Origin of the sequence: Alloscardovia criceti DSM 17774 (genome assembly GCF_000376885.1) — a bacterium.
GTDB classification, from domain to species: Bacteria; Actinomycetota; Actinomycetes; order Actinomycetales; family Bifidobacteriaceae; genus Alloscardovia; species Alloscardovia criceti.
The window spans coordinates 20,850-44,656 of record NZ_AQXR01000006.1 but is presented as its reverse complement, the minus strand read 5'-3'; the positions used below and the strand labels follow the sequence as shown (position 1 = coordinate 44,656).

10 protein-coding genes are annotated in these 23,807 nt (G+C 49.2%); 8 read left to right on the top strand and 2 right to left on the bottom strand.

What is annotated here, in order from left to right; all coding sequences use genetic code 11:
- The first annotated feature begins 99 nt into the window (after positions 1-99).
- From D570_RS0100640 to D570_RS0100625, 4 genes are all read left to right on the top strand, one after another.
- Entirely contained in the window at positions 100-1,020 is a 921-nt protein-coding gene (locus D570_RS0100640; protein ID WP_018142476.1) for a cation diffusion facilitator family transporter, read from the top strand.
- A gap of 503 nt (positions 1,021-1,523) precedes the next feature.
- Positions 1,524-3,179 (top strand): pectate lyase-like adhesive domain-containing protein, encoded by a 1,656-nt coding sequence (locus D570_RS0100635; RefSeq protein ID WP_018142475.1) that lies wholly within the window; start codon positions 1,524-1,526, stop codon positions 3,177-3,179.
- 147 nt (positions 3,180-3,326) lie between these two features.
- Complete coding sequence (locus D570_RS09385) at positions 3,327-9,710, top strand: Rib/alpha-like domain-containing protein (protein WP_169331204.1); 6,384 nt, start codon at positions 3,327-3,329, stop codon at positions 9,708-9,710.
- Between the two features lie 307 nt (positions 9,711-10,017).
- Positions 10,018-10,365: a hypothetical protein gene (locus tag D570_RS0100625; RefSeq protein ID WP_018142473.1), complete on the top strand. Its 348-nt coding sequence runs from the start codon at positions 10,018-10,020 to the stop codon at positions 10,363-10,365.
- 99 nt (positions 10,366-10,464) lie between these two features.
- Here the strand turns inward: D570_RS0100625 and D570_RS0100620 are convergent, their stop codons facing one another.
- Positions 10,465-11,835, bottom strand: coding sequence for an MATE family efflux transporter (locus D570_RS0100620; RefSeq protein ID WP_018142472.1), 1,371 nt, complete (start codon positions 11,833-11,835; stop codon positions 10,465-10,467).
- Between the two features lie 683 nt (positions 11,836-12,518).
- On the opposite strand from D570_RS0100620, the gene D570_RS0100615 reads away from it, so the two are divergent.
- From D570_RS0100615 to D570_RS0100605, 3 genes are all read left to right on the top strand, one after another.
- Positions 12,519-13,421 (top strand): helix-turn-helix domain-containing protein, encoded by a 903-nt coding sequence (locus tag D570_RS0100615; protein WP_018142471.1) that lies wholly within the window; start codon positions 12,519-12,521, stop codon positions 13,419-13,421.
- A gap of 434 nt (positions 13,422-13,855) precedes the next feature.
- A complete protein-coding gene (locus tag D570_RS0100610; protein WP_018142470.1) occupies positions 13,856-14,758 on the top strand; it encodes a DUF3737 family protein in 903 nt (300 codons plus the stop codon).
- Entirely contained in the window at positions 14,755-15,915 is a 1,161-nt protein-coding gene (locus D570_RS0100605) for a MalY/PatB family protein (RefSeq protein ID WP_018142469.1), read from the top strand. The genes D570_RS0100610 and D570_RS0100605 overlap by 4 nt, the downstream gene beginning before the upstream one ends.
- A 509-nt stretch (positions 15,916-16,424) precedes the next feature.
- On the opposite strand, the gene D570_RS0100600 is transcribed toward D570_RS0100605, so the two are convergent.
- Positions 16,425-17,048, bottom strand: a complete 624-nt coding sequence (locus D570_RS0100600; RefSeq protein WP_026181732.1) for an endonuclease III domain-containing protein — start codon at positions 17,046-17,048, stop codon at positions 16,425-16,427.
- Between the two features lie 305 nt (positions 17,049-17,353).
- Between D570_RS0100600 and D570_RS08075 the strand changes: the two genes are divergently transcribed.
- The gene (locus tag D570_RS08075) at positions 17,354-23,674 is read left to right on the top strand and encodes a MucBP domain-containing protein (protein ID WP_018142467.1); all 6,321 of its coding nucleotides are present in this window, start codon (positions 17,354-17,356) and stop codon (positions 23,672-23,674) included.
- Positions 23,675-23,807 lie beyond the last annotated feature (133 nt).

Below are 23,807 nucleotides of genomic sequence, written 5' to 3'. Positions count from 1 at the left end.
TTTGCCGCTCGCTGAGGAGAGGTGTATATATAAGGTACTGGAACTGCTTGTGCAGGCTTGGTGTACTGGGCACGCAAGCTCAAGGTAGGGGAAGGAACTATGGCTGAGTCACACGATCACAATCATTCGCATGCCGCGGCTTCTCGCGGACGTTTGGCACTGGCATTGTCCGTGACGGCAGTGATTTTGTGTGCAGAGCTTATCGGTGCATATGTTACGCGTTCCCTCTCTTTGGCAGCAGATGCAGGTCATATGGCCGTGGATTCGTCCTCGCTGGTCATCGCCTTAATTGCTGCGCACCTGATGACGAAGCCACGAGACGAGAGACGCTCCTGGGGGTGGGCGCGTTCGGAGGTTATCGCTGCTGCCTTGCAGGCAGGTATGCTCATCGTCATTTCCTTCATCGTGCTTTGGGAAGCAATTCACCGATTTTTTAAGCCGGAAACTATCGATGCCGTGCCAACGATTATTGTAGGTATTATCGGCCTCGTAGCAAATGTGCTGTCCTTGCTGATTTTATCTGCAGGCCGCGGTGCGTCTTTAAATATGCGCGCAGCCTTCCTAGAAGTACTGAATGATGCTTTAGGGTCTGTGGCCGTCATCGTATCCGCCATCATCGTGCTGATCTGGGGATGGAGCAATGCCGATGCGGTGGCGTCGTTATTTATTGCGGTACTGATGATTCCCCGCGCGTGGACTTTGCTACGCCGTTCTATGTCCATTTTGATGGAAAATACTCCGCCTGAGCTGGATGTGCAGGAGATTAAAACCCATATTTACCGGGTGCAAGGCGTCCAGGAAATCCACGACCTGCATATTTCCACTATTTCTACGGGGCTGGTGGCCATGTCTGTACACATCGTCGTAGATCCTGAGCTTTCAGGCATACAGCGCGATGAAATCGTTCATGCTGTGCAGGCATGTGTCGCACAGCATTTTGAAATCCCTATTTCGCATGCCACTATTCAGGTGGATTCGCCCCTGCATTTCGCTCACGAAGAACTCGATCATCAGGCATAAAGCACGCGAGCATCAAGATTTACAACTTTTTTCAAGTTTACACAGTAATGCTTTAATAAACTTAAAATAATTTGAAGTTTAGGCCATGAGGTGCAGACAACACGCCGTATGTGTTACTTCGTAAAGCATAAAATTTCGATGAAATACGCTGTGTTTTTTCTCACTTTTATTTTCCAGTGAAAACAGATTATTTCCTGTAAAATTGACAGAAGCAGGATCACTTGTTGAGATCCACTCCGTTTAACGACGTGATAAAGCGCCTAAAGATAAAAGTTTACTCCTAAGAAATGCATGACTCAATTTCCCAGGGTGAGTTTTATTTAAAAGCGAAAAGACGAATAAGTAAATCGCTAAACCAAATCCAAAAATGGTAAGTTACTAGTGGACCATGGTTTTTAAATGGCTTTCTCACGACGTTTTCAAGCAAGGAAATTCCTTGCAAACGGTTATGGGAATAATTCAATGAGAAGATCCAGAGACCCAATCATCTCTAAGGAGGATGAATGAGAGATCAAGAACGCATGGAGTCCGCAGGCGAGAACAAACCGCTAAAGAGGACGAATTCTACCCCTGCGAAAAAGAATGCATTGCTTGCAATGGCTTCCGCAGCAACAATCGCACTCTTACTCAATACTGGTGGCTTGGCATTTGCAGATGAGGCTACATCTGGAAGTGTTGCCTCTGCAACCGTGGCAGCAGCCACATTGCCAGACGCCACTGGCACAGCAGTGACCGTAAGTACTGCTCAAGAGCTATATGATGCCATCGTTAATGGCACGGCAAACATCATCAATGTCACGGGCAATATTGATATGCATGACATTGGTACAGCTAATACCCGCGTGGCTATCAAGAATAAACGCGATATTACCATTCAGTCCGCTGATGGCACTGCTTACAATGTCGACTTCAGCGGTTATTCCTTCACGATGGGCGCCGATCCAACCGTAACAACTCGTAACCTCACACTGAATGGTGCTAACTACTGGGGCATGGTTCAGGGCGCAACAACCTACAATTTTGAAAATGTGACGTACATCGGTTCCCAGTTGGTGAACTCTGATGTAGGTGCCGTGAACTTCTACGGAAGTGTCAATTCGACTTCCGTTATCTCCTATACCAATCCGATTTCTGGTAAGTCTTACAGCACTCAGGGCGGAGGTAACCAGCAGGTCATCGAAGGAAAGACCGCAAACTTCAAGGCAGGAAGCACTGTTGTGCTCGCAACCGAGGCAGGCAACGTGCTCCAGCTGGAGTCCGGTGGCGATGGTGTCAACATTGAATCCGGTGCTAACGTCACGCTTTCTCCTCGAACAGCGAAGTCCCCTGAAGGAGTGAAGTATACCCGCGCATGGGGTATCGTGGCTTCTGGAGCCGAAGTGAATATCGCTTCTGGTGCGACCTTGAATATCGACATTGCTGAGCAGCAGTCTGGTGATTTGAACCAGTCTGGTGCCGTCTACTTGGACAGCAGCGCGAAGATCAATGTCAACGAAGGTGGAACTTTCAACATCACCTCCAGCGGTACTTGGGGATCATTAGCAAACTCGAGCGGTCCTGTGTATCTCACGGGTTCAGGAGCTCAAATTAACGTTGGTAAGAACGCTACGTTCAAGTTTGCTGCTAGCAACACGGGTACTTATGCAGGCAACCTTCTGTATTTGGCTGGCGGTGCAAGCATCAACGCAAATCCATATTCCACCTTCGAAGTGTCTGCAGATGGCACGGGTGCTCTCTCCGCATTGCGTACTGCAGGTAGTTCGACTATCAACGTAGACCAGCCAACACTTTTCAAGGTTGATCTCACCCAGAACACCAACAAGACCAATGCCAAGCTGGTTTACGCAGGAACAGTTAATGTCTCGCACTCCAAGCAGATCTTCTCTGATGGTGGTGAGTCTGAGCCTATTAACAACCTTGTTATCACCTATAGCAACGGTAGCGCTTCGATTGCAAATACTCAGGCTGCACTGGAATCATTGACTTCTGATGGCGAACAGACGATTCGTGACAACATCGTTGGCAAGACTCAAGATTCGTTGATCTTCACGCGTGCAGGTGAAACCGTTGACCTGGTGGATGACCAGCTGAGCTTGTCTGCAGAAAACGTATTGACGGGTAAGGTCGCCGTTGCTGATGGCAACAACGAGGACGTGTGAATTAGCGTCACCATTACGCCAACGGGCGGTTCTGCTCAGCAGCTTGATGGAAAACAAGGGCCATACTGGCGCGACACCACCACCAAGTATCAGACCAAGACCGATGCAGATGGCAACTTCACCGTTGACCTTTCCGCATACGAATCTTTGCTCACTGACACTGGTTCTACTGTTACTGTTACCGCAACAAAGAACTTCTTGAGCGATTCCGCATCAAAGAAAGTGGCAGAGCTCCGCAAGGAAGCTGACTCTTACAACCCGGCATATGCTGATACTTCTGTGGAAGCTGGCAAGTCCGCTACCGTGACCCCAACCTTCACCGATAGCAAGGGCAACTCCACGACGGCTCCTTCCGGTTTGAGCTACGCACTCGGTGATGGTGCTCCATCTTGGGCAACCATCGATTCAAGCACTGGCGTAATCACCGCAGCTCCAGGCGCAGAAGTGACAACTCAGGCATATTCCATTCCTGTAACGGTCACTTACTCCGATAGCAGCACGGATAATGTTACTGCAAAGGTTACTGTGGCTGCAGCCGTCGATAAGTCTGCTTTGACTACTGAGGTTGGCAAGGATTCTGATGTGAAGGCTTCTACCGGTTGGGCTAATGCAACCGACGATGAGAAGACCGCATACAACAATGCGCTTGCTGAAGCTAATACAGTGCTCCAGAACCCTAATGCTACTCAGGATGAGGTAAACGAGGCTTTGCAGAAGCTTCAGGATGCTGCTAATGCAATTGCTGCTAAGGATACGGATAAGACCGAGCTTCAGAACCACGTAGATAATTCAGATACGGTGAAGTCTTCTACGGGGTATGAGAACGCAACGGATGAGCAGAAGAAGGCATATGAGGATGCGCTTACTGCTGCAAACACAGTTTTGAAAGATCCAAATGCAACTCAGGCTGAAGTAGATAAGGCTATTGAAGACCTGAAGGCTGCTGAAACCGCCATTACCGGTGCTACTACCGATAAGGTGGATTTGCAGGCTGAGGTAAACAAGGAATCTGCCGTAACTGGTTCCACCGGTTATCAGAATGCTTCCGACGAGCAGAAGCAGGCTTACCAGGATGCTTTGAAGGCTGCTCAGGATGTGCTTGCCGATGGGTCTGCTACTCAGGCTCAGGTGAATGAAGCTCTGAAGAACCTGCAGGATGCAGCCAAGGCGATCATCGATCAGAATACTGACAAGACTGAATTGACCGCTGAAGTGGCCAAGGAGAACGATGTTAAGGGTTCTGCTGGGTATGCTAACGCCACGGACGAGCAGAAGCAGGCTTACCAGGATGCTCTCGATGCAGCTAACGCTGTATTGACGAATGATTCTGCTACTCAGGCTCAGGTGAATGACGCTCTAAAGAACTTGCAGGATGCTGCAAACGCAATCACCAGTGCTACCGCCGACAAGTCCGAGCTCGAGACCTCTATCACCAACGGTAATACCGCAAAGGATTCTGTAGCATATCAGAACTCGTCGGATGAGCAGAAGCAGGCTTTGACCGATGCTTTGGCAAACGCAAACACCATATTCAATAAGGCTGATGCTACTCAGGCAGAGGTGAATGCTGCTAAGGAAGCTCTTGACAAGGCAATTGCTGCTATCAACGCAAACGCCACAGATAAAACCGCTTTGACAGCGGAAGTTGCGAAGGAATCTGACGTTAAGTCTTCCGATGGTTATGCAAATGCTACTGATGAGCAGAAGCAGGCTTACCAGGATGCTCTTGATGCTGCTAACACAGTACTCCAGAACCCCAATGCTACTCAGGATCAGGTAAACGAGGCTCTGAAGAACCTTCAGACCGCTTCCAGTGCAGTAACTGGTGCTAAGGCTGATAAGTCCGCTCTGGAAACCTCCGTTTCTAACGCGGGCACGGCACAGAACTCTCCTGCATATGAGAACGCATCTGATGCTCAGAAGCAGGCATTAACCGACGCTTTGACGAAGGCTAATGAAGTTCTGGATAATGAGAATGCTTCTCAGTCCGAAGTAGACGCAGCAAAGACTGCTCTGGACAAGGCAATAGCAGACATCAACGCAAATACTACTGATAAGTCTGGTTTGCAAGCTGAGGTAGATAAGAAGAATTCTGTAGAGGGTTCTACTGGTTATCAGAATGCTACGGATGCTCAGAAGCAGGCTTACCAGGATGCATTGGATAAGGCCAATGAGGTATTGGCTGATGAGAATGCAACTCAGTCTGAGGTAGAAGCTGCTAAGACCGCTTTGGAGAATGCTGCTAAAGCGATCACCGATCAGAACACGGATACGACTGAGCTTCAGAATCATGTAAATGCGGAGTCCACTGTCAAGGGTTCTACTGAATACCAGAATGCTACCGATGAGCAGAAGAGCGCTTACGAGACTGCTTTGACGGATGCTAAGGCTGTTTTGGCTGATGAAAATGCTACTCAGTCTGAAGTGAATGACGCTCTGGATAAGTTGAAGGCTGCTGAGCAGGCTATTACTGGTGCTACTACCGATAAGGTGGATTTGCAGGCTGAGGTTGATAAGAAGGATTCTGTAGAGGGTTCTACTGGTTATCAGAATGCTACGGATGCTCAGAAGCAGGCTTATCAGGATGCATTGAAGGATGCTCAGGATGTACTCGCTGATGACAATGCAACTCAGACTGAGGTTGATGCAGCTTTGCAGAAGCTTCAGGATGCCGCAAAGGCAATCACCGATCAGAACACGGACAAGACCGAATTGACCGCTGAAGTGGCCAAGGAGAACGACGTTAAGGGTTCTGCTGGTTATGCAAACGCAACCGATGAGCAGAAGAAGGCATACGATGATGCTCTTCAGACTGCTAAGGATGTGCTTGCTAACGACTCTGCAACTAAGGCTGATGTAGATAAGGCTCTGGAAGACCTGAAGAATGCTGAACAGACTATCAATGCTGCAACTACCGATAAGTCCGGTTTGCAGGCTGAGGCAGACAAGAAGGATTCCGTAGAGGGCTCGACTGGCTACCAGAATGCTTCCGACGAGCAGAAGAAGGCATACCAGGATGCATTGAAGAATGCTCAGGATGTGCTGGCTGATGACAATGCAACTCAGGCCGATGTAGATGCTGCTAAGACTGCCTTGGAGAATGCTGCTAAGGCTATCGCCGATAAGAACACCGATAAGACTGAATTGACAACGGAAGTTGGCAAGGAAGATTCTGTTAAGGGTTCTGCTGGTTACGCAAACGCAACGGACGAGCAGAAGAAGGCATACGATGATGCTCTTCAGGCTGCTAAGGATGTGCTGGCTAACGAGAATGCAACTCAGGCTGAAGTGGACAAGGCTCTTACTGATCTCAAGAACGCAGAGCAGACCGTTGCCGGTGTAACCACCGATAAGACCACTTTGCAGGCTGAAGCTGACAAGAAGGATTCTGTAACTGGTTCTACCGGATACCAGAATGCGACTGACGAGCAGAAGCAGGCATATCAGGATGCATTGAGCAAGGCTAATGAAGTATTGGCTGATGAGAATGCAACTCAGGCTCAGGTGAATGAAGCTCTGAAGAATCTGCAGGATGCTGCAAATGCAATCACGGGTCAGAACACCGATAAGACTGCTTTGAAGAATTCCATCGACAATGCAACTGCTGCTCAGGATACCGATGCATACAAGAATGCTACAGACGCCGAGAAGAAGGCTCTGGGTGATGCGTTGGATGCAGCAAATAAGGTATTCAATAATCCTGATGCAACTCAGGATGAGGTCAACGATGCTAAGAAGACTCTTGATGAGGCTCAGTCTGCCCTTTCCGGCACAGCAACAGATAAGTCTGAGCTGAACGCCGAAATTGGCAAGGAAAACTCCGTCAAGAACTCCGATGGCTACAAGAACGGTACAGAAGCTGCTAAGAAGGCATACGATGATGCTCTTGCTGCAGCTGAGACCGTGATGAGCAACGAGAATGCAACTCAGGCAGAAGTGAATGAGGCTCTGAAGAACCTCCAGACTGCTGCGGGCGCTCTCGATGGCAAGGAAACAGACAAGTCAACCTTGGAAGAAGAAATTGCTAAGGAAGACTCCGTAAAGTCTGACTCCAAGTACACCAATGCAACGGATTCTTCTAAGAAGAATTACGATGATGCTTTGGCAAAGGCTAAGGAAGTTCAGAGTGATCCAAACGCAACTCAGGCAGAAGTAGAAGCTGCTAAGGACCGCTTGGCTGCTGCAGAAGATGCATTGAATGGAGAATCAACTCACTTCAACGATTTGATTGAAACCATCGCTGATGCAAACACTGCAAAGAGCACGGATGCATACAAGAACGCTTCTGACGACGCTCAGAAGAAGCTCGACGATGCTCTCACCGCTGCTGAAGCTGTACGCGACAATCCGAACGCAACTCAGTCTGAAGTAAATGAAGCTCAGAAGAACTTGCAGGATGCTATCGACGCACTCGATGGTAAGGACACCAGCAAGACAGATCTTCAGACTTCTATCGAGGGCGCAACTGCTGCAAAGGACACCGATGCATACCGTAACGCTGATGCGGATAAGCAGAAGGCTCTGGATGATGCTCTCGCTGCTGCTGAAGCTGTAAACAACGACCCTAATGCAACTCAGGAGCAGGTCGACACTGCAAAGAAGAACCTCGATGCAGCGAAGGATGCTCTGGATGGTCAGGATACCAACAAGGGTGATTTGCAGACGGCAATTACCGATGCAAACACGGCAAAGGGTACTGACGCATACAAGAATGCTGATGCTGACAAGCAGAAGGCACTTGACGATGCACTTGCTGCAGCTGAGGAAGTAAACAGCAATCCGAACGCAACGCAGGCAGAAGTTGATGCTGCTAAGACTGCTTTGGAGAATGCAAAGAACGCTCTCGACGGTAAGGATACCGACAAGACCGCTCTGAACAACTCCATCGGCAAGGCTGACGCCACCAAGGATTCGATGAGCTACCAGAACGGTACTGACGAAGCTAAGGCTGCATATGACAAGGCTCTGGAAGATGCACAGCGCGTCTCCAACGATCCAAATGCAAGTCAGGCTGAAGTCGATACTGCTCAGAAGAACCTCGATGCGGCTCTCTCCAATCTCGACGGTACTGACACGAACAAGGCAGGTCTTCAGGCTGAGTCTGACAAGTCTTCTTCTGTAAAGGCAAGCGACGCTTACAAGAACGCTTCCGATGAGGAAAAGGCTGCGTACGACAAGGCTCTGGAAGACGCTAAGACCGTGCTCAACGATCCAAATGCAACGCAGGCAGAAGTTGACGCTGCTGAAAAGGCTCTCGAAGGTGCGTTGAGCAACTTGAGCGGTCAGGCCACCGACAAGTCCCAGCTGGAGACTTCCATCTCGGATGCGAACACCAAGAAGGATTCCGACGCTTACCGCAATGCAGATGCAGATGCTAAGAAGGCATTTGACGACGCACTTGCAGCTGCTGAATTGGTATTCAACAACGATTCTGCAAGCCAGGCTGAAGTTGATGCCGCTAAGGCAGCTTTGGATGCAGCAACTGGCAAGCTCAACGGTGCAGCAACCAACAAGGATGCTTTGACCGCTGAAGCTGGCAAGGAGAGCGATGTCAAGAACTCCGCTGGTTACGCCAACTCTTCTCAGGAAGTGAAGGATGCTTACCAGAAGGCTCTTGACGCAGCGAAGGCTGTACTTGCAGATCCAAAGGCTTCTCAGGCTGATGTAAATGCAGCTTTGAAGAACTTGCAGGATGCAACTGCTGAGCTGAACAAGGCAGTAACGGACAAGGATGCTTTGACTGCGGAAGCAGGTAAGGAATCTGATGTGAAGAACTCCATCGGCTACCAGAATGCTTCTCAGGAAGTGAAGGATGCTTACCAGAAGGCTCTCGATGCAGCTAACGCTGTACTCGCAGATCCAAATGCAACCCAAGCTCAGGTAGACGAAGCTCTGAAGAACCTGCAGAACGCTGCAAACGCAGCAACCAGCACAGCAACCGATAAGGGCGCTTTGCAGGCTGAAGTTGGCAAGGAATCTGATGTTAAGGGTTCAACTGGTTACCAGAACGCTTCTCAGGAAGTCAAGGATGCATATCAGAAGGCTCTCGACGCAGCAAACGCTGTACTCGCAGATCCAAATGCAACCCAAGCTCAGGTAGACGAAGCTCTGAAGAACCTCAAGAATGCAGCTCAGGCAGTAACTGGCGCTGAGACCAACAAGGATGATCTGAAGAGCGCTGTAGATAACGCGAACTCCGTAAAGGATTCCGATGCCTACAAGAACGCTTCTCAGGCAGCTAAGGATGCATACGACAAGGCACTCGCAGAGGCAAATGCAGTACTCAACGATCCAAATGCTACACAGGCAGACGTTGACGCAGCATTGGCTAAGCTCCAGGCCGCTAAGGATGCGCTTGATGGAAAGTCTGGTCCAAAGCATGCAGCTGAAAACCAGGTCCCAACCGCTGTTTCCTTGGCACAGACCGGTGCAAACGTGGCTTGGGCATGGATCTCCGCAGCTCTTGCAGCACTGGGTTCCATCTTCGTCCTCGGTCGCAAGAAGCGCTCCGACGAGCAGGATGAGCGTTAAGTCTCAGATCTAGGAAACACAACCTAGACAACTAGACGAAACCAAGGCAGTAAAGCCAAAAGTTAAAATCTAGATAAAATGGAGGGCACTCGAAAGGGTGTTCTCCATTTCTGTATCTGAGGTGGGGAACCATCCCAAGAAACCGAAAATGTAGGGATAGAAGGAATACAGAAACCTGTGAATTGCAAGATTGCGCTGGATGAGACAGTTTCATCCGTGGGAATGGAAGAGTTAGCTTTGCACATGAAGCATAATGTACATAAGGAATGAGTCGAATTATGCGCACGACGTATAGCGAGGAGATGGTATGACAATACCGGGGAATTGGTATGAGCATCACCGGGATGATGGTGAACTGCTCGGCTGGATCAGTCCGCAGGGGGAGGGCTTCGTGCCCATCGATTTGCTAGGACGTGAAGGTGAGCCTACGGATTGGGTGAGTGCCGAAAAAGCATTGGAAAACCTGGGATTAGGGTATTTATCGGAACCGTTTCTATACGAGGCCGAAGCACAGCGATGGCTTAGAGTGCGCATCGTGGAAGTGAACGCACAGCACATCATGGTGAAAGAAGAAGATTTCGGCGATATCACACATCACACGCCGGTGCATGAGATACCTTTTCCGCCAGGTGAGCGTCTGAAAGAGTTGGTTTAGAAAAATACAGTATTTCTACTGCTCGTGGCAGTGTTATCCAGCAATGAGATACAAAAAGGGAGGCATAAAGCCTCCCTCACAACAGGTTCGTAAAATTATCTAAGCACGAGCCATCGTCCGACGAGATGGGCGATAGACAACCAAAGCTATGAGCAGCAGAGCAGCGGTAATGGCAAGACTGATAGGATACACAGCCATAATCCATGGGAAGCTGGCATGAGCAGGGAATACAGCTACTACCCAGAAAATACGGGTACCGCAGACACCGACGAGTGTGAGTAATGCCGGAATCAGCGAGATACCGTATCCACGCAGATATCCGGATGCCATCTCATACGCCATAGAAAAAATGTAACCGGTAAATACCAACATTAATCGGGTATATCCCAGTTCCACCGTTGCCGAATCGTGCACAAAAACAGACAACAGGTTATGTCCGAAGAATAATACGATAGCAATCACAGAAAATGCGACAATGAGATCTTCGATATAGCAGATGAGAAGCACACGACGCGTGCGCTTGAGCTGATTTGCACCCACATTTTGACCCGTAAAAGTGGCACAAGCCTGCGAGAAGGAGTTCAGCACTTGGTATGCGATAGCTTCGATATTGAATGCTGCTGAGGATGCGGCGATGACAGTCGTTCCCAGACTATCAATAGCGCCTTGGATGATGACATTTGCAAAGGCAAAAACGGCGCCTTGAAGTCCGGCTGGTAAACCAATACGCAGAATCGAGCGCATTGCCCAAGGGTCGATTTTCAACGCTTTAATATCTACATGAATGCTAGAGCGTGTGCGCAGTAGCATCCAAAACAGCACAATGGAGCTGAAAGCATTAGAGATAACCGTAGCGGTTGCCACTCCGGCTACGCTCCAGCCAAAGCCTGCTGTAAAGAGGAATCCCAAGCCGACGTTCAGCACGCCAGCCATGGCGAGTACCTTCAGTGGTGTTTTCGTATCGCCCACCGAGCGGAAAATAGCCGCCTCGAAGTTATACAGGAGGATAACGGGCAGACCGATTAAATAAATTCGCAGATAGATTAATGCCAGCGGGAACACGTCCGCAGGCACAGCGAGCAGCGTGAGCAGCCAACTCGCGCAGAGTTCTCCCACGACGAAGGCAATCACGCCACCCGTTACAGCCATAACGATGGAAGTGTGCACAGCTTTTGAGACACCCTCCACGCTGTTGCGGCCGATGGCGTTTGCAATCACCACGTTTGCGCCTAAGGAAACGCCAATGAAGAAATTGACTACCAGCATAACGATGAAGCCATTGGCGCCAACGGCTGCTACGGCCTGAGTATTGTTTGATCCAGAAAAGTTTCCGACCACTGCCACGCCTGTGGCATTAAATAATTGCTCCAATACACCGGTGGCAGCAACCGGTAGAGCAAACATGAGTACGCGGTTCCAAATTGGACCGTTCAGCATGTCAATGCCGTGAGAATTATGCGATTGGGGCATATCTTGACGTGCTTCGTCTTGAGCCTGTAAATCTTCTCGTTCCGTAATTATTCCTTCCCTAACAGGTCAAGCTTATTTCTATTTATCATCACGTAAAAGTGCGGTTCATTGTATGAGAGACATCGTCATTTTTTCCAACTGTGCGACACGCTCAACTCATGCAAAAACACCCATAAGGGCGCTCATTCGCATATCCGAAGATTGGCGTAATGGGTGTTTCTATCAGAGCAAACGTGTGGGTTTTACTATGTTTTTCCCGAGTTTTACATGAAACATGCAATCGGTTTAGCCTCGTCTAGCCTGGACTTTGCCTCATGCGTTCAACTGACGTGATGCAGTTGATGTTGTGGAGCTGGAGCTCAATGCTATTAACGTGATTGAACATTTACTCAATCGTTGGAAATACGAGGCTTCATGCCTTTTAAAACTTCTGTAATTACCTCATTAATTCTGGCCCACGAGTTCCTCTCATACTTGTAATCCAAGACTACTGTACTCGGGGTGTAGATTTTTTATCCGCAGGGTGAACATACCGCCGCGCTAAATGTTGAAAGTTGGTAACTCACCCGTATCTGAAGAGGACAAAATTGGATGAATTGGCTCCGCGATCCAAACTTTTAGCACAAGCAAAGGGGTACGGGCAGGGTCTCTCTTTTGTGGAGAGGATAGGTTATTTTATACGCATGGATAATCGTGAAGAAGTACGCCAGTTTCTCACCTCACGCAGGGCAAAAATAACACCTGAAGCGGTGGGATTACCAGCGGGGTCACATCGTAGAGTGCAAGGTCTACGACGTAGTGAGGTAGCTGCTTTAGCTGGTGTCAGCGTGGAGTACTACACAAAACTAGAGCGGGGCTCTATCCGTGGAGCTTCACCTCAGGTCCTAGATGCACTCTCGAAGGCACTGAGGTTAGATGATGCCGAGCGTGCATACCTGTTTGACTTGGCACAAGCTTCCAGTCCTGTGGGCCGACCACCGAAGAAACGCTCAGCACAGCATTGGAAGCCTCACACCAGTTTGCAATGGATCTTAGATTCCGTCACCGCCGGACCTGCGTTCATTCGCAATGGTCGGTTGGATCTGCTTGCCACAAACCTCCTTGCTCGAGCACTGTATAAAGATGTGTATGATATGCCGGGGCGCGTTCCTAATCTTGCGCGATTTACGTTTTTGGACGACAGGGCATACGCGTTTTACTCAGACTGGGAGTCTTTTGCAGATGTGACGGTAGCAATCTTGCGTACGGAAGCTGGGCGAGATCCTCACAATAAAGAATTGCATGATTTGATAGGTGAACTCTCGACACGCAGTGAGGAGTTCCGTGTCAAATGGGCTGCTCAGAATGTACGACAGCATGGTGCTGGAATTAAAACGTTCAATCATCCTGTGGTGGGACAAATAACACTTGCTTATGAGGGGTTGGAGATGGAGGCAGATCCGGGATTGTCCTTGACCATCTATGCTGCTGAACCGGGTTCTGAGTCTGCTGATCGTCTAAAGATTTTGGCTTCTTGGGCTGCGAGTGAGTATGAAAATGGCGCGGCTGTGTCTCAGGGCAGTGATGTTTCCAGCATCGCTCGATAGGCTATTTTTTTCTTGATATGCAATCTATGAGGCATGAAATTGCATAAATTACTGAGATACACATAGGTACCAAGCGTATGCCGTGAGATGCGATTCGGTCTGTTCGCGGTAGTGAAAGATGCACATTAGGGAAGAGTCAGGGCAAGCAAGACGCAGGAAAATATCGCGGTAGTTACTGGATATATAACGGTGCGCTCGGACAGCAGGACAATGTCTGCCACTTTCTTAGGGCATTCACGCGTTGTTGTGCATTTCGATAGGGCAGAGGGTACGCGTTTCTTTACGAATATAAGACCGCGTCCTCGTCGAGAGAAAAGTTGGGTGGTACTCAGAGGGACTCCCATATGCACAATCTGCGGACTAAGTTATTGAGCAGCACGTGCTCGGTCAGCACGTTGAACGGATATATATCGTTGGAGGAGAGCAAATTTTTCATGGATTGTGAAACAGAGTATGAAATTATCCAGGATCAAGTTTTTGCGGGTGAGCGTGATTTATTTTTGGCGCGAAATCTTGATGTGCGTGGATGCGTTTTTCGCGCTGGACAGTCGTCTATGGACGGCGAATCGCCTCTGAAAGAAGCGAGTAATATTCGCATAAATCGTAGTCGCTTTGAGTGGAAGTATCCGCTCTGGTATGCGCACGATATAAATCTGACTCATAGTGAATTGTTGGAAACTGCGCGTTCCGGTATTTGGTATACCCACGGTATTGCGATTCATAAGAGCAGTCTTGCGGCTCCAAAAACCTTTAGACATGCCAGTGAAATATCACTTGTGGATGTTGATATGCCCAATGCGAGTGAAACGTTGTGGTGGTGCAAGAAGGTCTCGTTGAAGAGAATCTCTGCACGAGGAGATTATTTTGGCATGCAATCGAAGGATATAAACGCCTTAGACATGCGTTTGGTGGGGAATTATGCATTTGATGGCGCTGAAAATATCACCATCGAGGATTCCTCGTTGATTTCTAAGGACGCCTTCTGGAATACGACTAATGTTACGGTAAAAAATTCCACGATTGTTGGAGAGTACTTAGGGTGGAATTCAAAAAATCTGACGTTCGAAAATTGTACTATCGAGAGTTTGCAGGGATTGTGTTACGCGGAGAATCTCAAACTGATAAACTGCAAGCTGATAGATACCCCTTTGGCGTTTGAATATTCGAGTGTGGATGCACAAGTAGAGGGACATATTGATTCGGTGTTTAATCCGTCCTCTGGGTTTATCCGTGCTGGGTCGATTGGCGAGCTGACTCTCGATCCTGCCAAAATAGATCCTTCCGCGGTAAGCATTGAATTAACCGAGAGTAATCAAAGTAAAGAGGCGCAGAAATGAGCGGTAGCATTTTTGATGAAGCACCGGATCGACGTAACACGTACTCCATGAAGTGGAATGTTGGTCCTCAAGAATTGCCTATGTGGGTGGCGGATATGGATTTCAAAACCGCGCCGGTCATCATTCAGGCTTTAGAGGGTAGGGTAACACACGGTGTCTTTGGTTATACAGAGGTGCCTGAGCAATACTATGAATCCATATCGCGGTGGTGGTCTAGGCGACATCAGTGGACGATTGATCACGAATGGATTGCCCTCACCACGGGGGTAGTGCCTGCGATTTCTTCGATGGTGCGGTCTCTTACAACGCCGGGGGACAAAGTTGTAGTGCTCACTCCCGTATACAACATCTTCTTTAATTCCATCATCAATAGCGGCCGAGTTCCTTCTCCAAGCGCATTGAAACGCACCGATGAAGGCTATGAGGTGGATTGGGCAGATCTGGAAACGCGGTTATCGGACAGTCAAGCAACATTGCTGATTCTCTGCAATCCACAAAATCCTACGGGCACGATTTGGGATAAGCAGACACTCGCCGGCATAGGTGAACTTTGTGCTACACACGGCGTTCGAGTGATTTCTGACGAAATCCACTGTGAAATAGTCGCACCGGGTTATGGTTACATTCCCTTTGCTTCCGCATCGCCGACGTGCGCAGAAATTAGTGCTACGTGTATTTCTCCCACAAAGGCATTTAATATTGCGGGTTTACAGACAGCCTCCGTAGTGGTCCCAAACCCGGAAATACGAGACTTAGTCGTTCGCGGTATTAATCGCGATGAAGTGGCAGAGCCTAATGCATTTGCTGTCGATGCGACGATAGCCGCATTTACACACGGTGAAGATTGGCTGGATGAGCTACGGGAATATTTGTTTGCAAATAAACGGTATGCAGCAGATGAAGTCTCGGCTATTCTAGGACTCAGCGCAACGGCAACCCTCGCAACCTATCTGCTGTGGATTGATGCTACACCATTGGGCATCTCCAGCTCGGAGCTCGTGAAAAAGATTCGGGAAAAGTCAGGACTCATTCTCTCCGATGGCGAGAGTTATGGTGCCACAGAGGGTGCATTTTTGCGGATGAATCTTGCCTGCCCTCGAAACAGAGTCAGTGATGGAATAGAACGCTTGAAACGGTCTATCGAAACACTAAGATGAAACAGTTTCGTGGGAACAACAGGAAAATAGAAGTCAGCTGAGGGAGAGGAATCTCCCTCAAGAGAGATGAGAATGATGCTTTTCATCCATGAGTGGCATGCGTGCTCGGCTTGAGAAGTCTGTGCAAGTTGGGGACTTGGGAGTGGTCTAAAGTGACCTAAGTCTTCATAGCGTCAAGAACGTCGGCTGTGTGTAAGGGATATTACAGTCCGAGGCAAACAGAGGTCCATTCGAGATTTATCGCTCTGTGTGCTAGAGGTGTGATATCTCCACAGACTAACTGGTCGGACTGCACCCCTCAGCTGTAAAAACTTTAATTATGGAGATCTTCCCTGATGCTCACTTCAGTTACATCCTCAGTTTTGTGAGAACAGCATCAACGGTATGTGGAGCGGCACATATATGCGCGTGGCTTTCACGTCTTGAGAAGTAATAATTGTCTCAGGATTATTGCCGTAGTAATGAGAACTTCGTTACGATGCTTGTAGTAGCGGGGAGGATAAAACGGACTACGAGTGTGTTTTATCGAAGAGGGCTGCCCACCCATCTCGCTTGGCAACTTTGCCAGCAGTGACGATGAGTGCATGGAACTGAGCAAACTCGTCTACGCTGAACTGTGATTGATTGATGTCAGCGATGTGGAGCTCTCGCGTTGCTTCATAACTGGCGCCCACGCTTATGCCCAGTGCCGTCATCATACGCCGTGCATAAGCATCAAATATGAAGGCCGGACGGTGATATACGTAGAGTGTGATGACATCGGCCGTTTCTGGACCGATTCCATTAATTGCCAGCAGCGAGGTGCGTAGTTCGGGGGTGCGCAGCTGGCCAACACTATCGTGATGCGCGAGATACCACTTGGCAAGTGCTTTCAAGGTGGTCGCCTTGCGTGTATAGGCCCCGGCAGGACGAATCAGCTCTGTGAGCCCGCCTTGATGCAGGGTCAGCGTATCAGCGGGATTTAATTTGTGCTCGTTTCGGAGCTTGTCCAGAGCTTTTTCCACGTTGGTCCACGCGGTATTTTGCACGAGGATAGCTCCGGCCATCAGCTCCCATGCTGTGTCACCAGGCCACCAAGGGTCGTGAGGAGTGAACTGAGACTGTAATCTGTCATAAATGTCACGCCATTGCATGCCCTCACTCTAGCACGATATCGCGGTGCATGCGCTAGGTTCAGGTCCTCTAGTTAAGTCCCATAAACATAAAGAGATGTGTATATGGCTAGGGTCCTGCCATTCCCAAAGCTGGCTGATGTGTTGGCCTTGGAGCAGATTCTTCTGATGCCTGTCCGGCCCATTTGACTCCGGTGCGGTTTGAATTTTCACCTTCCGTCCTGTGATAGACAACACATGCTCACACCCATGTCATGACGGGGCTTAGGACATATCCAAGTGATATTATTGGAGGTATATATCCTAAGCACTGTAGTGGAGGAATAATGAGAAAAGGGAAAGATAAAAAGACGTTACTGCATGTGGCAGCAGCGGCAGTAGTATCTTTAGCGATGCTATTTGCCATTCCAGCGGCCACAGCAGAGGATGCCGACGGATCGACACCGCCAAATACGGTGGTGACTGAAAAGTCTGCAACGAGCGGTGATGCTAGCGGTGACACAAGCAAAGATAACACAACCGCAACAGCAAAGACGACTTCAGACGATTCGTCGGATGCAGATTCCGACAATGCTGCAAGCACCACAGATCAGCCGGCTGCAAGCGATGCATCGGCTAGTGATTCTGACACTGGAGCTGATGCTAACGCTTCAGCTGCACCAGTAGCACATGTATCTAATGTTAATGCAAAAGCAGCAGCTGTTGACCCATCGACTCTGACCGAGATCTGGGTGAACGCAGCAGGTAGCGACGACAACGACGGTTCCTCTGCCGATCAGGCTTTTGCCACCATGGCAAAGGCTCTAGAGGTGCAGAAGGCTAATACCAATATCGCCACCATCAACCTTTCTGGTGATTTTGGCACGTGGACCGCTGTAACCATTCCTTCCGGTGTGACGCTGAATGTAGTTGCAGATACCACGATTACCGGCACTTCAGGCACCGCTATTACTCTGGCTGCTGGTTCATTCTTGAATGCTTCTGGCGTGACGCTTAATATAAAGGGCTTTGCCACTGGTGTTCTTGTCAACAATGATGCAGAGATTAATGACGGTAATTATGTATTAGATGGTAATGGAATCGGCCTGAATTTGCAGGGTAAGCTCAACGGCACTGAGCGTTCTGCATTAACCGTTTCCATTGTTAATAGCACTGGAAATGGTATCAACTGGACTGCTGGCGCGCGCTTTGTTAATGCCACAGTTGAGGCTGCAGGTAAAGATGGAGGGGATTCTCAACTTTATGTCGGCCCCACTATGGTGAATTCATCATTGACCACACGAAATCTCTGGTACTACTTCGATCCAACAGCAGGCGGAATCCACATGGACCACTCGGATTTCTATGTGTACAAGTCATCTGGTGGGAGTGCAAAAAGAAATGTATTCGCTATTCTTGCAGATTCGGATTTGAAGAATGGTTCTACACTCACAGGTGACGGATCGCGTATTACTGTATCTGCAAAGTTCACCGTGGACGATTCTAAAGTGGTTGTGAAGAATAGCTCCATGGGTGGATTGAATATAAATTACAGTCCGGCAGAGGTTATTTTTAATAATTCAACATTGGAAACGTCAAATATAAGTGGGTTCCCTTCGTATGGAACTGCACAAAGCAATGGACCTGCTTACTTGACTTTCGAAGGAAATTCGGTAATAAATACTGATAATAAGAGCAACTTCACAGATAACGGTGGCGCTTACCGTTCCAATGGTGGTACCTACGTTATTACTGGCGGTTCCTACTTGGTGAAGTATGATCCGAACTACAACTATAATGTGACTACACCTACCAATGGTTTGGACAATGGTGATGAGTATTTGAGCTATTTTACCTTGAGTGATTCATCATTGACGTCATTTAACCCCATCAACAAGAACGGTGCCACCTACGAATATCAGGTGGCAAATGCATCGGCTGATGGTCTCAAGCATGTGTTTACACCTGCAGCCAAGGTCACTTTCAAGCTGAATAACAGCAACGCTAAGTTTGCGGATGATACGACGGCTGACAAGGTCCAATCCACGATTCGTGGTTATAAGTTGGATTTTGTTACAGGAACTTCTGACATTGGCACACCTGTCGACTCCACTGGCGTTAAGTTCTTAGGCTGGTATTACAAGGATGATTCCGGCACTGAGCATGCCTTTAGCTTCAGCGACACCGTATTTAATGCTGATACTGAAGTGTATGCGAAGTGGGATTCCAAGACTGTGATTTATCACAATGGTGCAGGTACGGACTATATTCAAAGCATTCCAGCTTCGGAAGATAGCGCGACAGCACTCACATATGAAGATGTTATCAAGGCAAACGAGGACTTCGCTCGGCCAGGAAAAGTTTTCAGCAAGTGGACAACCGCAGCAGACCCAACGAGTGATGAAATCAGCAGTGGTTCTACACTCGCCTTCAATGACGGTGTCACACAAATTGACGTGTACGCCCAGTACACAGACAATGTGTACATGGTTGGCTTCTCTGCTAATGGTGGTACCTTCGCGGATTCCAGTATCTTCAAGCAGAATCCAGATATCTTCACGGTAACGACTGATCCCGTACTCGGTGGAGAGATTGCCTATGTCACCACTGGTGCTACGTACAATCAGAAGCTCAGTGAAATCCTAGGTAATTTTGCTCGTGGACAGATTACACCAAAGGCTGCAGCTGCCACGAAGACAGGATCTGTGCTTGCAAGTGATACGTACTGGACTGATTCCCCTGTAGCAGGTGGAAGCGGTATTCGGTTCGACGATTACTCTATATGGATTGTCAACATTCCTGGAGAAGACCCAAGCTTTACAGCAGATACCACTTACTATCTGTCTTGGAAAGATGATCCATCCGTGACCACCTTCCCATACGAAGGAAACATTAATTCCGATATGTGGGGTTCCTCTGATCGTGGACAGGATACCAGCACCACAGCTCTTCGCGTCGATGCAACTGATGGAGAAACCTTCTCCTTGACTGGTGCGGTTGATGTTTCTGCTATCAAGAGCCAGATGGATGCTATCCAGGGACAGTTCGGTGGTGCTGAGCCGGAAGACATCAAGCTTACAGGCACCACTTCCACATTCACTGCAACAATGACTCTGCCGGATGGCGTGAATGCTCCATCTGCGTTGGACGCCTCTCAGGTAGCCGCCACAGGTTTGGGTGATTTGTTCGAAGTGAAGTCTGCTGAAATCTCCGGAAAGACTCTTACGGTCACACTAGGTCTCAAGCATGCATATAGCACATATGCTGAGCTGAAGACAGCTGTGTTCGCTACGGGCTCTCAGCCACAGGTGGCATTCCGCGCTACCAGTGATGTGACGAACCCGATTTCGGATTCTATTACCCTCACGGTTCCAGGCTTCAGCCTTGACTCGAAGACAGTGAATAATGGTGACGAGCTCACTGTTACCGGTACTGTCAAGGGAACTTTCAATTCCGTGGCAAGCACGGATGCAAAGGCAGTTCGTTTCAACCTCACATGGAATGGCACACAAATTGATACAGGCAAGGATTTCCGTGCCGCTGATGACAATGTCATCCAGCAGACCATTCTTGTGGTGAAGCCAATGGAATCCAACTTGCCTTCCGATATGCTCGTCTACGTACAGCCTGACAATGCAACGGAAGACCAGCAGAAGCAGGCCGGTATTGATACGACGGCAACCGCTCCTGCAGGTGTATATCAAGGTTCCAAAGTTAACCTGACGGGAACCATCGATGCAGCCAGTGTCAAGAAGCAGATGGAGTACATCGAGGCACAGTTCGGTAATCCAACTGACCAAAAAGGCATCAAGCTCACGGACCTTTCTTCGGAGTTCACAGCTAAGTTCACCGTACCTACAGGCTTGACTCTGCCAGCGGATTTGTCCACAGATACAGTGATTCCAGAAGGATTCGCTGATACCTTTGCAGTATCCGATGTAGAAGTTTCTGGCAAGACCGTTACTGTGACCTTCTCACTGAAGGATGGTATTGAGAACTACGCACAGCTGAAGACTGCCATTTTCGCTTTGGATGACACTATGAAGCTGACGGTTCCAAATATCACGGTGGATGAAGACGTGCAGGATGGCCAGACACTGACTATCGCTGGTGAGGTCTCCGGCAGCTTCAATGCCATCGCTACCAACGCTAACGGCACTGAAAAGGACTTCGCTTTTGTATGGAACGGATACCAGACAGAAGCAGGAAAGGATAAGGGCGCAGCAGATGGCGTCATCCAGCTGACATTAGCTACACCAAGCGTTGCTGCGCTGGATTTGCCTTCCGATATGCTGTCCGGCTCTGATACTGAGGCAGCGGCAGTATACCCAGTGCTCGCAGGCTCAACCTTGCCATTGACTGGTGCTGTGCGCATTGACGGCATCAAGAAGCAGATGGAGTTCATCGAGGGCCAGTTCGGAAATCCTGATCGCAACACCATCTCTGTGGATATCAAGCAATTTGGATTCACAGCTTCGATGACACTGCCTGACCAGATGTCCTTGCCTGAAGGACTTGATACGTCCAAGGTAATTTTTGACGGTGATGCGGATACGTTTGAGGTAACCAAGGTTACGGTCGAAGGTCAGAAGGTTACTATCGACTTTGGTTTGAAGAATCAGAGCAATATCAAGACCTATAAGCAACTGAAGGATGCGGTGGATGCAGCCGGTGTCGAAAATGGTACGTGGCTGAAGCTCACTATTCCTGATGTTAAGGTCGCGGATGATGCTCCTGTGAATACGAATTTCACTAGCGTAGGTACCGTCTCTGGCTACTTCAAAGCTAACGCCACTTCGCAGGCAGGAACCACGAAGGCATTCTCCTTCAAGTGGGATGGCACCCAGTGGGCAGAAGGAAAGGATGCTGTCACAGCATCGGATGACGAGCGCATCACCTTCACCACAAAGGTGCCAAATCCACAAGACATGGATTTGGAAGGTGACCTCACCATCGGCGATAACACCACCAAGGATGAGCCAGCATCTGTATATGCAGGCGATACTGTCAACCTCACCGGTAAGGTGCATGCAAAGCAAATCCAAGAGCAGATGAAGGCTATCGAGGATCAATTCAACGACCCTGATGGTACTTCTGTCGCCATCGACATCCAGAACTTCGGTTTCACTGCACAACTGACACTGCCTGAGGGCGTGAGCTATCCAGCCGGATTCGGCAAGGATAATGCAGTTTCCTCTGGATTTGGCGATGCCTTCAGCATTGACTCGGTAAGCGTAGATGGACAGACAGCCACCGTTAAGTTTGTACTGACTGATCCATCTTCCATCACTGACTATGCAAAGCTCCAGGAGGCAGTGAATGGTGCTAGCGAGTGGATGGATATCACCTTCAACGGTTTGAAGGTGGCCGATGATTTGGCAGTGGGAACGGTCGTCACGGCTACGGGTACGGTAACCGGTGCTTTCGCTGCTATCGCAACCAAGACTACTGGTTCAAGGCAGGTATTCAACTTTGCTTGGAACGCTGTACAGTGGGCAAACGGCAAGGATTCCTTGAACACCAACGACACGGATATCAAGTTGTCACTCAAGGTAATCGAGAAGCCTGCTGGCACCATTACGGTGCACTATGTAGATACAGCGGGTAACACCATTGCTGATCCAACAACCATTAACGGCAAGGCGGGAGACGCGTACACGGTCGATACCAAGGCTATCGATGGCTACACCTACTCGGGGCCAGAAGAGGGATCTGCACCACTGTCCGGCACCATCGTTGAAGGCAATAGGGACATCACCTTGGTTTACACCAAGAATCCTGAGCCAGTTGTAACCGGTACAGTAACTGTGCACTACGTTGACAAGGACGGCAATGAAATCGCTGAAAAGCTTGTCCTGACAGGCGATGAGGGTGCTGCTTACGTGGTTGTGACCAAGTCCATTGACGGTTACACTTATGTGGGACTTGCTGAGGGCTCTGGCGAGTTGAGCGGCACCTATCGCGAAGGCAATATCGATGTGACCCTTGTCTACACCAAGAATCCTGCAGTTGCTGCTCCTGTGACTGTCAAGTACGTTGACGAAGACGGTAACGAGGTTGCCAAGTCCGAGACTCTGACTGGTAATGTAGGCGATACCTACACTGCTGAGCAGAAGACGGTGGAAGGCTACACCTATAAGGGTCTTGCGGATGGTTCTGCCGCCTTGTCTGGTACCTTGACCAGCACTGCGCAGACGGTGGTCTTGGTTTATACGAAGAACGCCGAGCCAGTTGTTACGGGTACAGTAACTGTGCACTACGTCGATAAGGATGGCAATGTCATCTCTGATCAGACGGTGATGACAGGTCAGACAGGTTCTCCATACGCCGTAGCAACCAAGACAATTGATGGCTATACCTATGTGGGATTGGCTGACGGTTCCAGCCCTCTGACCGGAGCGTATGGCGAAGGTAATATCGATGTGACACTGGTCTACAGCAAGAATGCTGAACCAGTCACGCCGGTCGAACCAGAAGAGTCTGGAAAGCCGGGACAGCCTGAGCCACCTGTTGTGCCTGTGGCACCGACAAATCCGGTGAAGACCACCGAGGTCAAGAAGTTGGCCAGCACAGGTTCTGCAGTGTCCGCAATTGTGCTCGCTGCGGTCATTCTGGCTGGCGCAGGTGTCGTCCTCGTGATGATGCGTCGCCGTGGTAACCACAAGTAATGTCATAACGCACAGTTAACCTGCGTGGTTATTGCGGGAAGCTAGATATGGCGCCCTCTCTACACAGAGAGGGCGCCATTGTTATGAAAGAAGATATTCGAATCTGCAAACTCGAGATGGATACAGGAGAGCG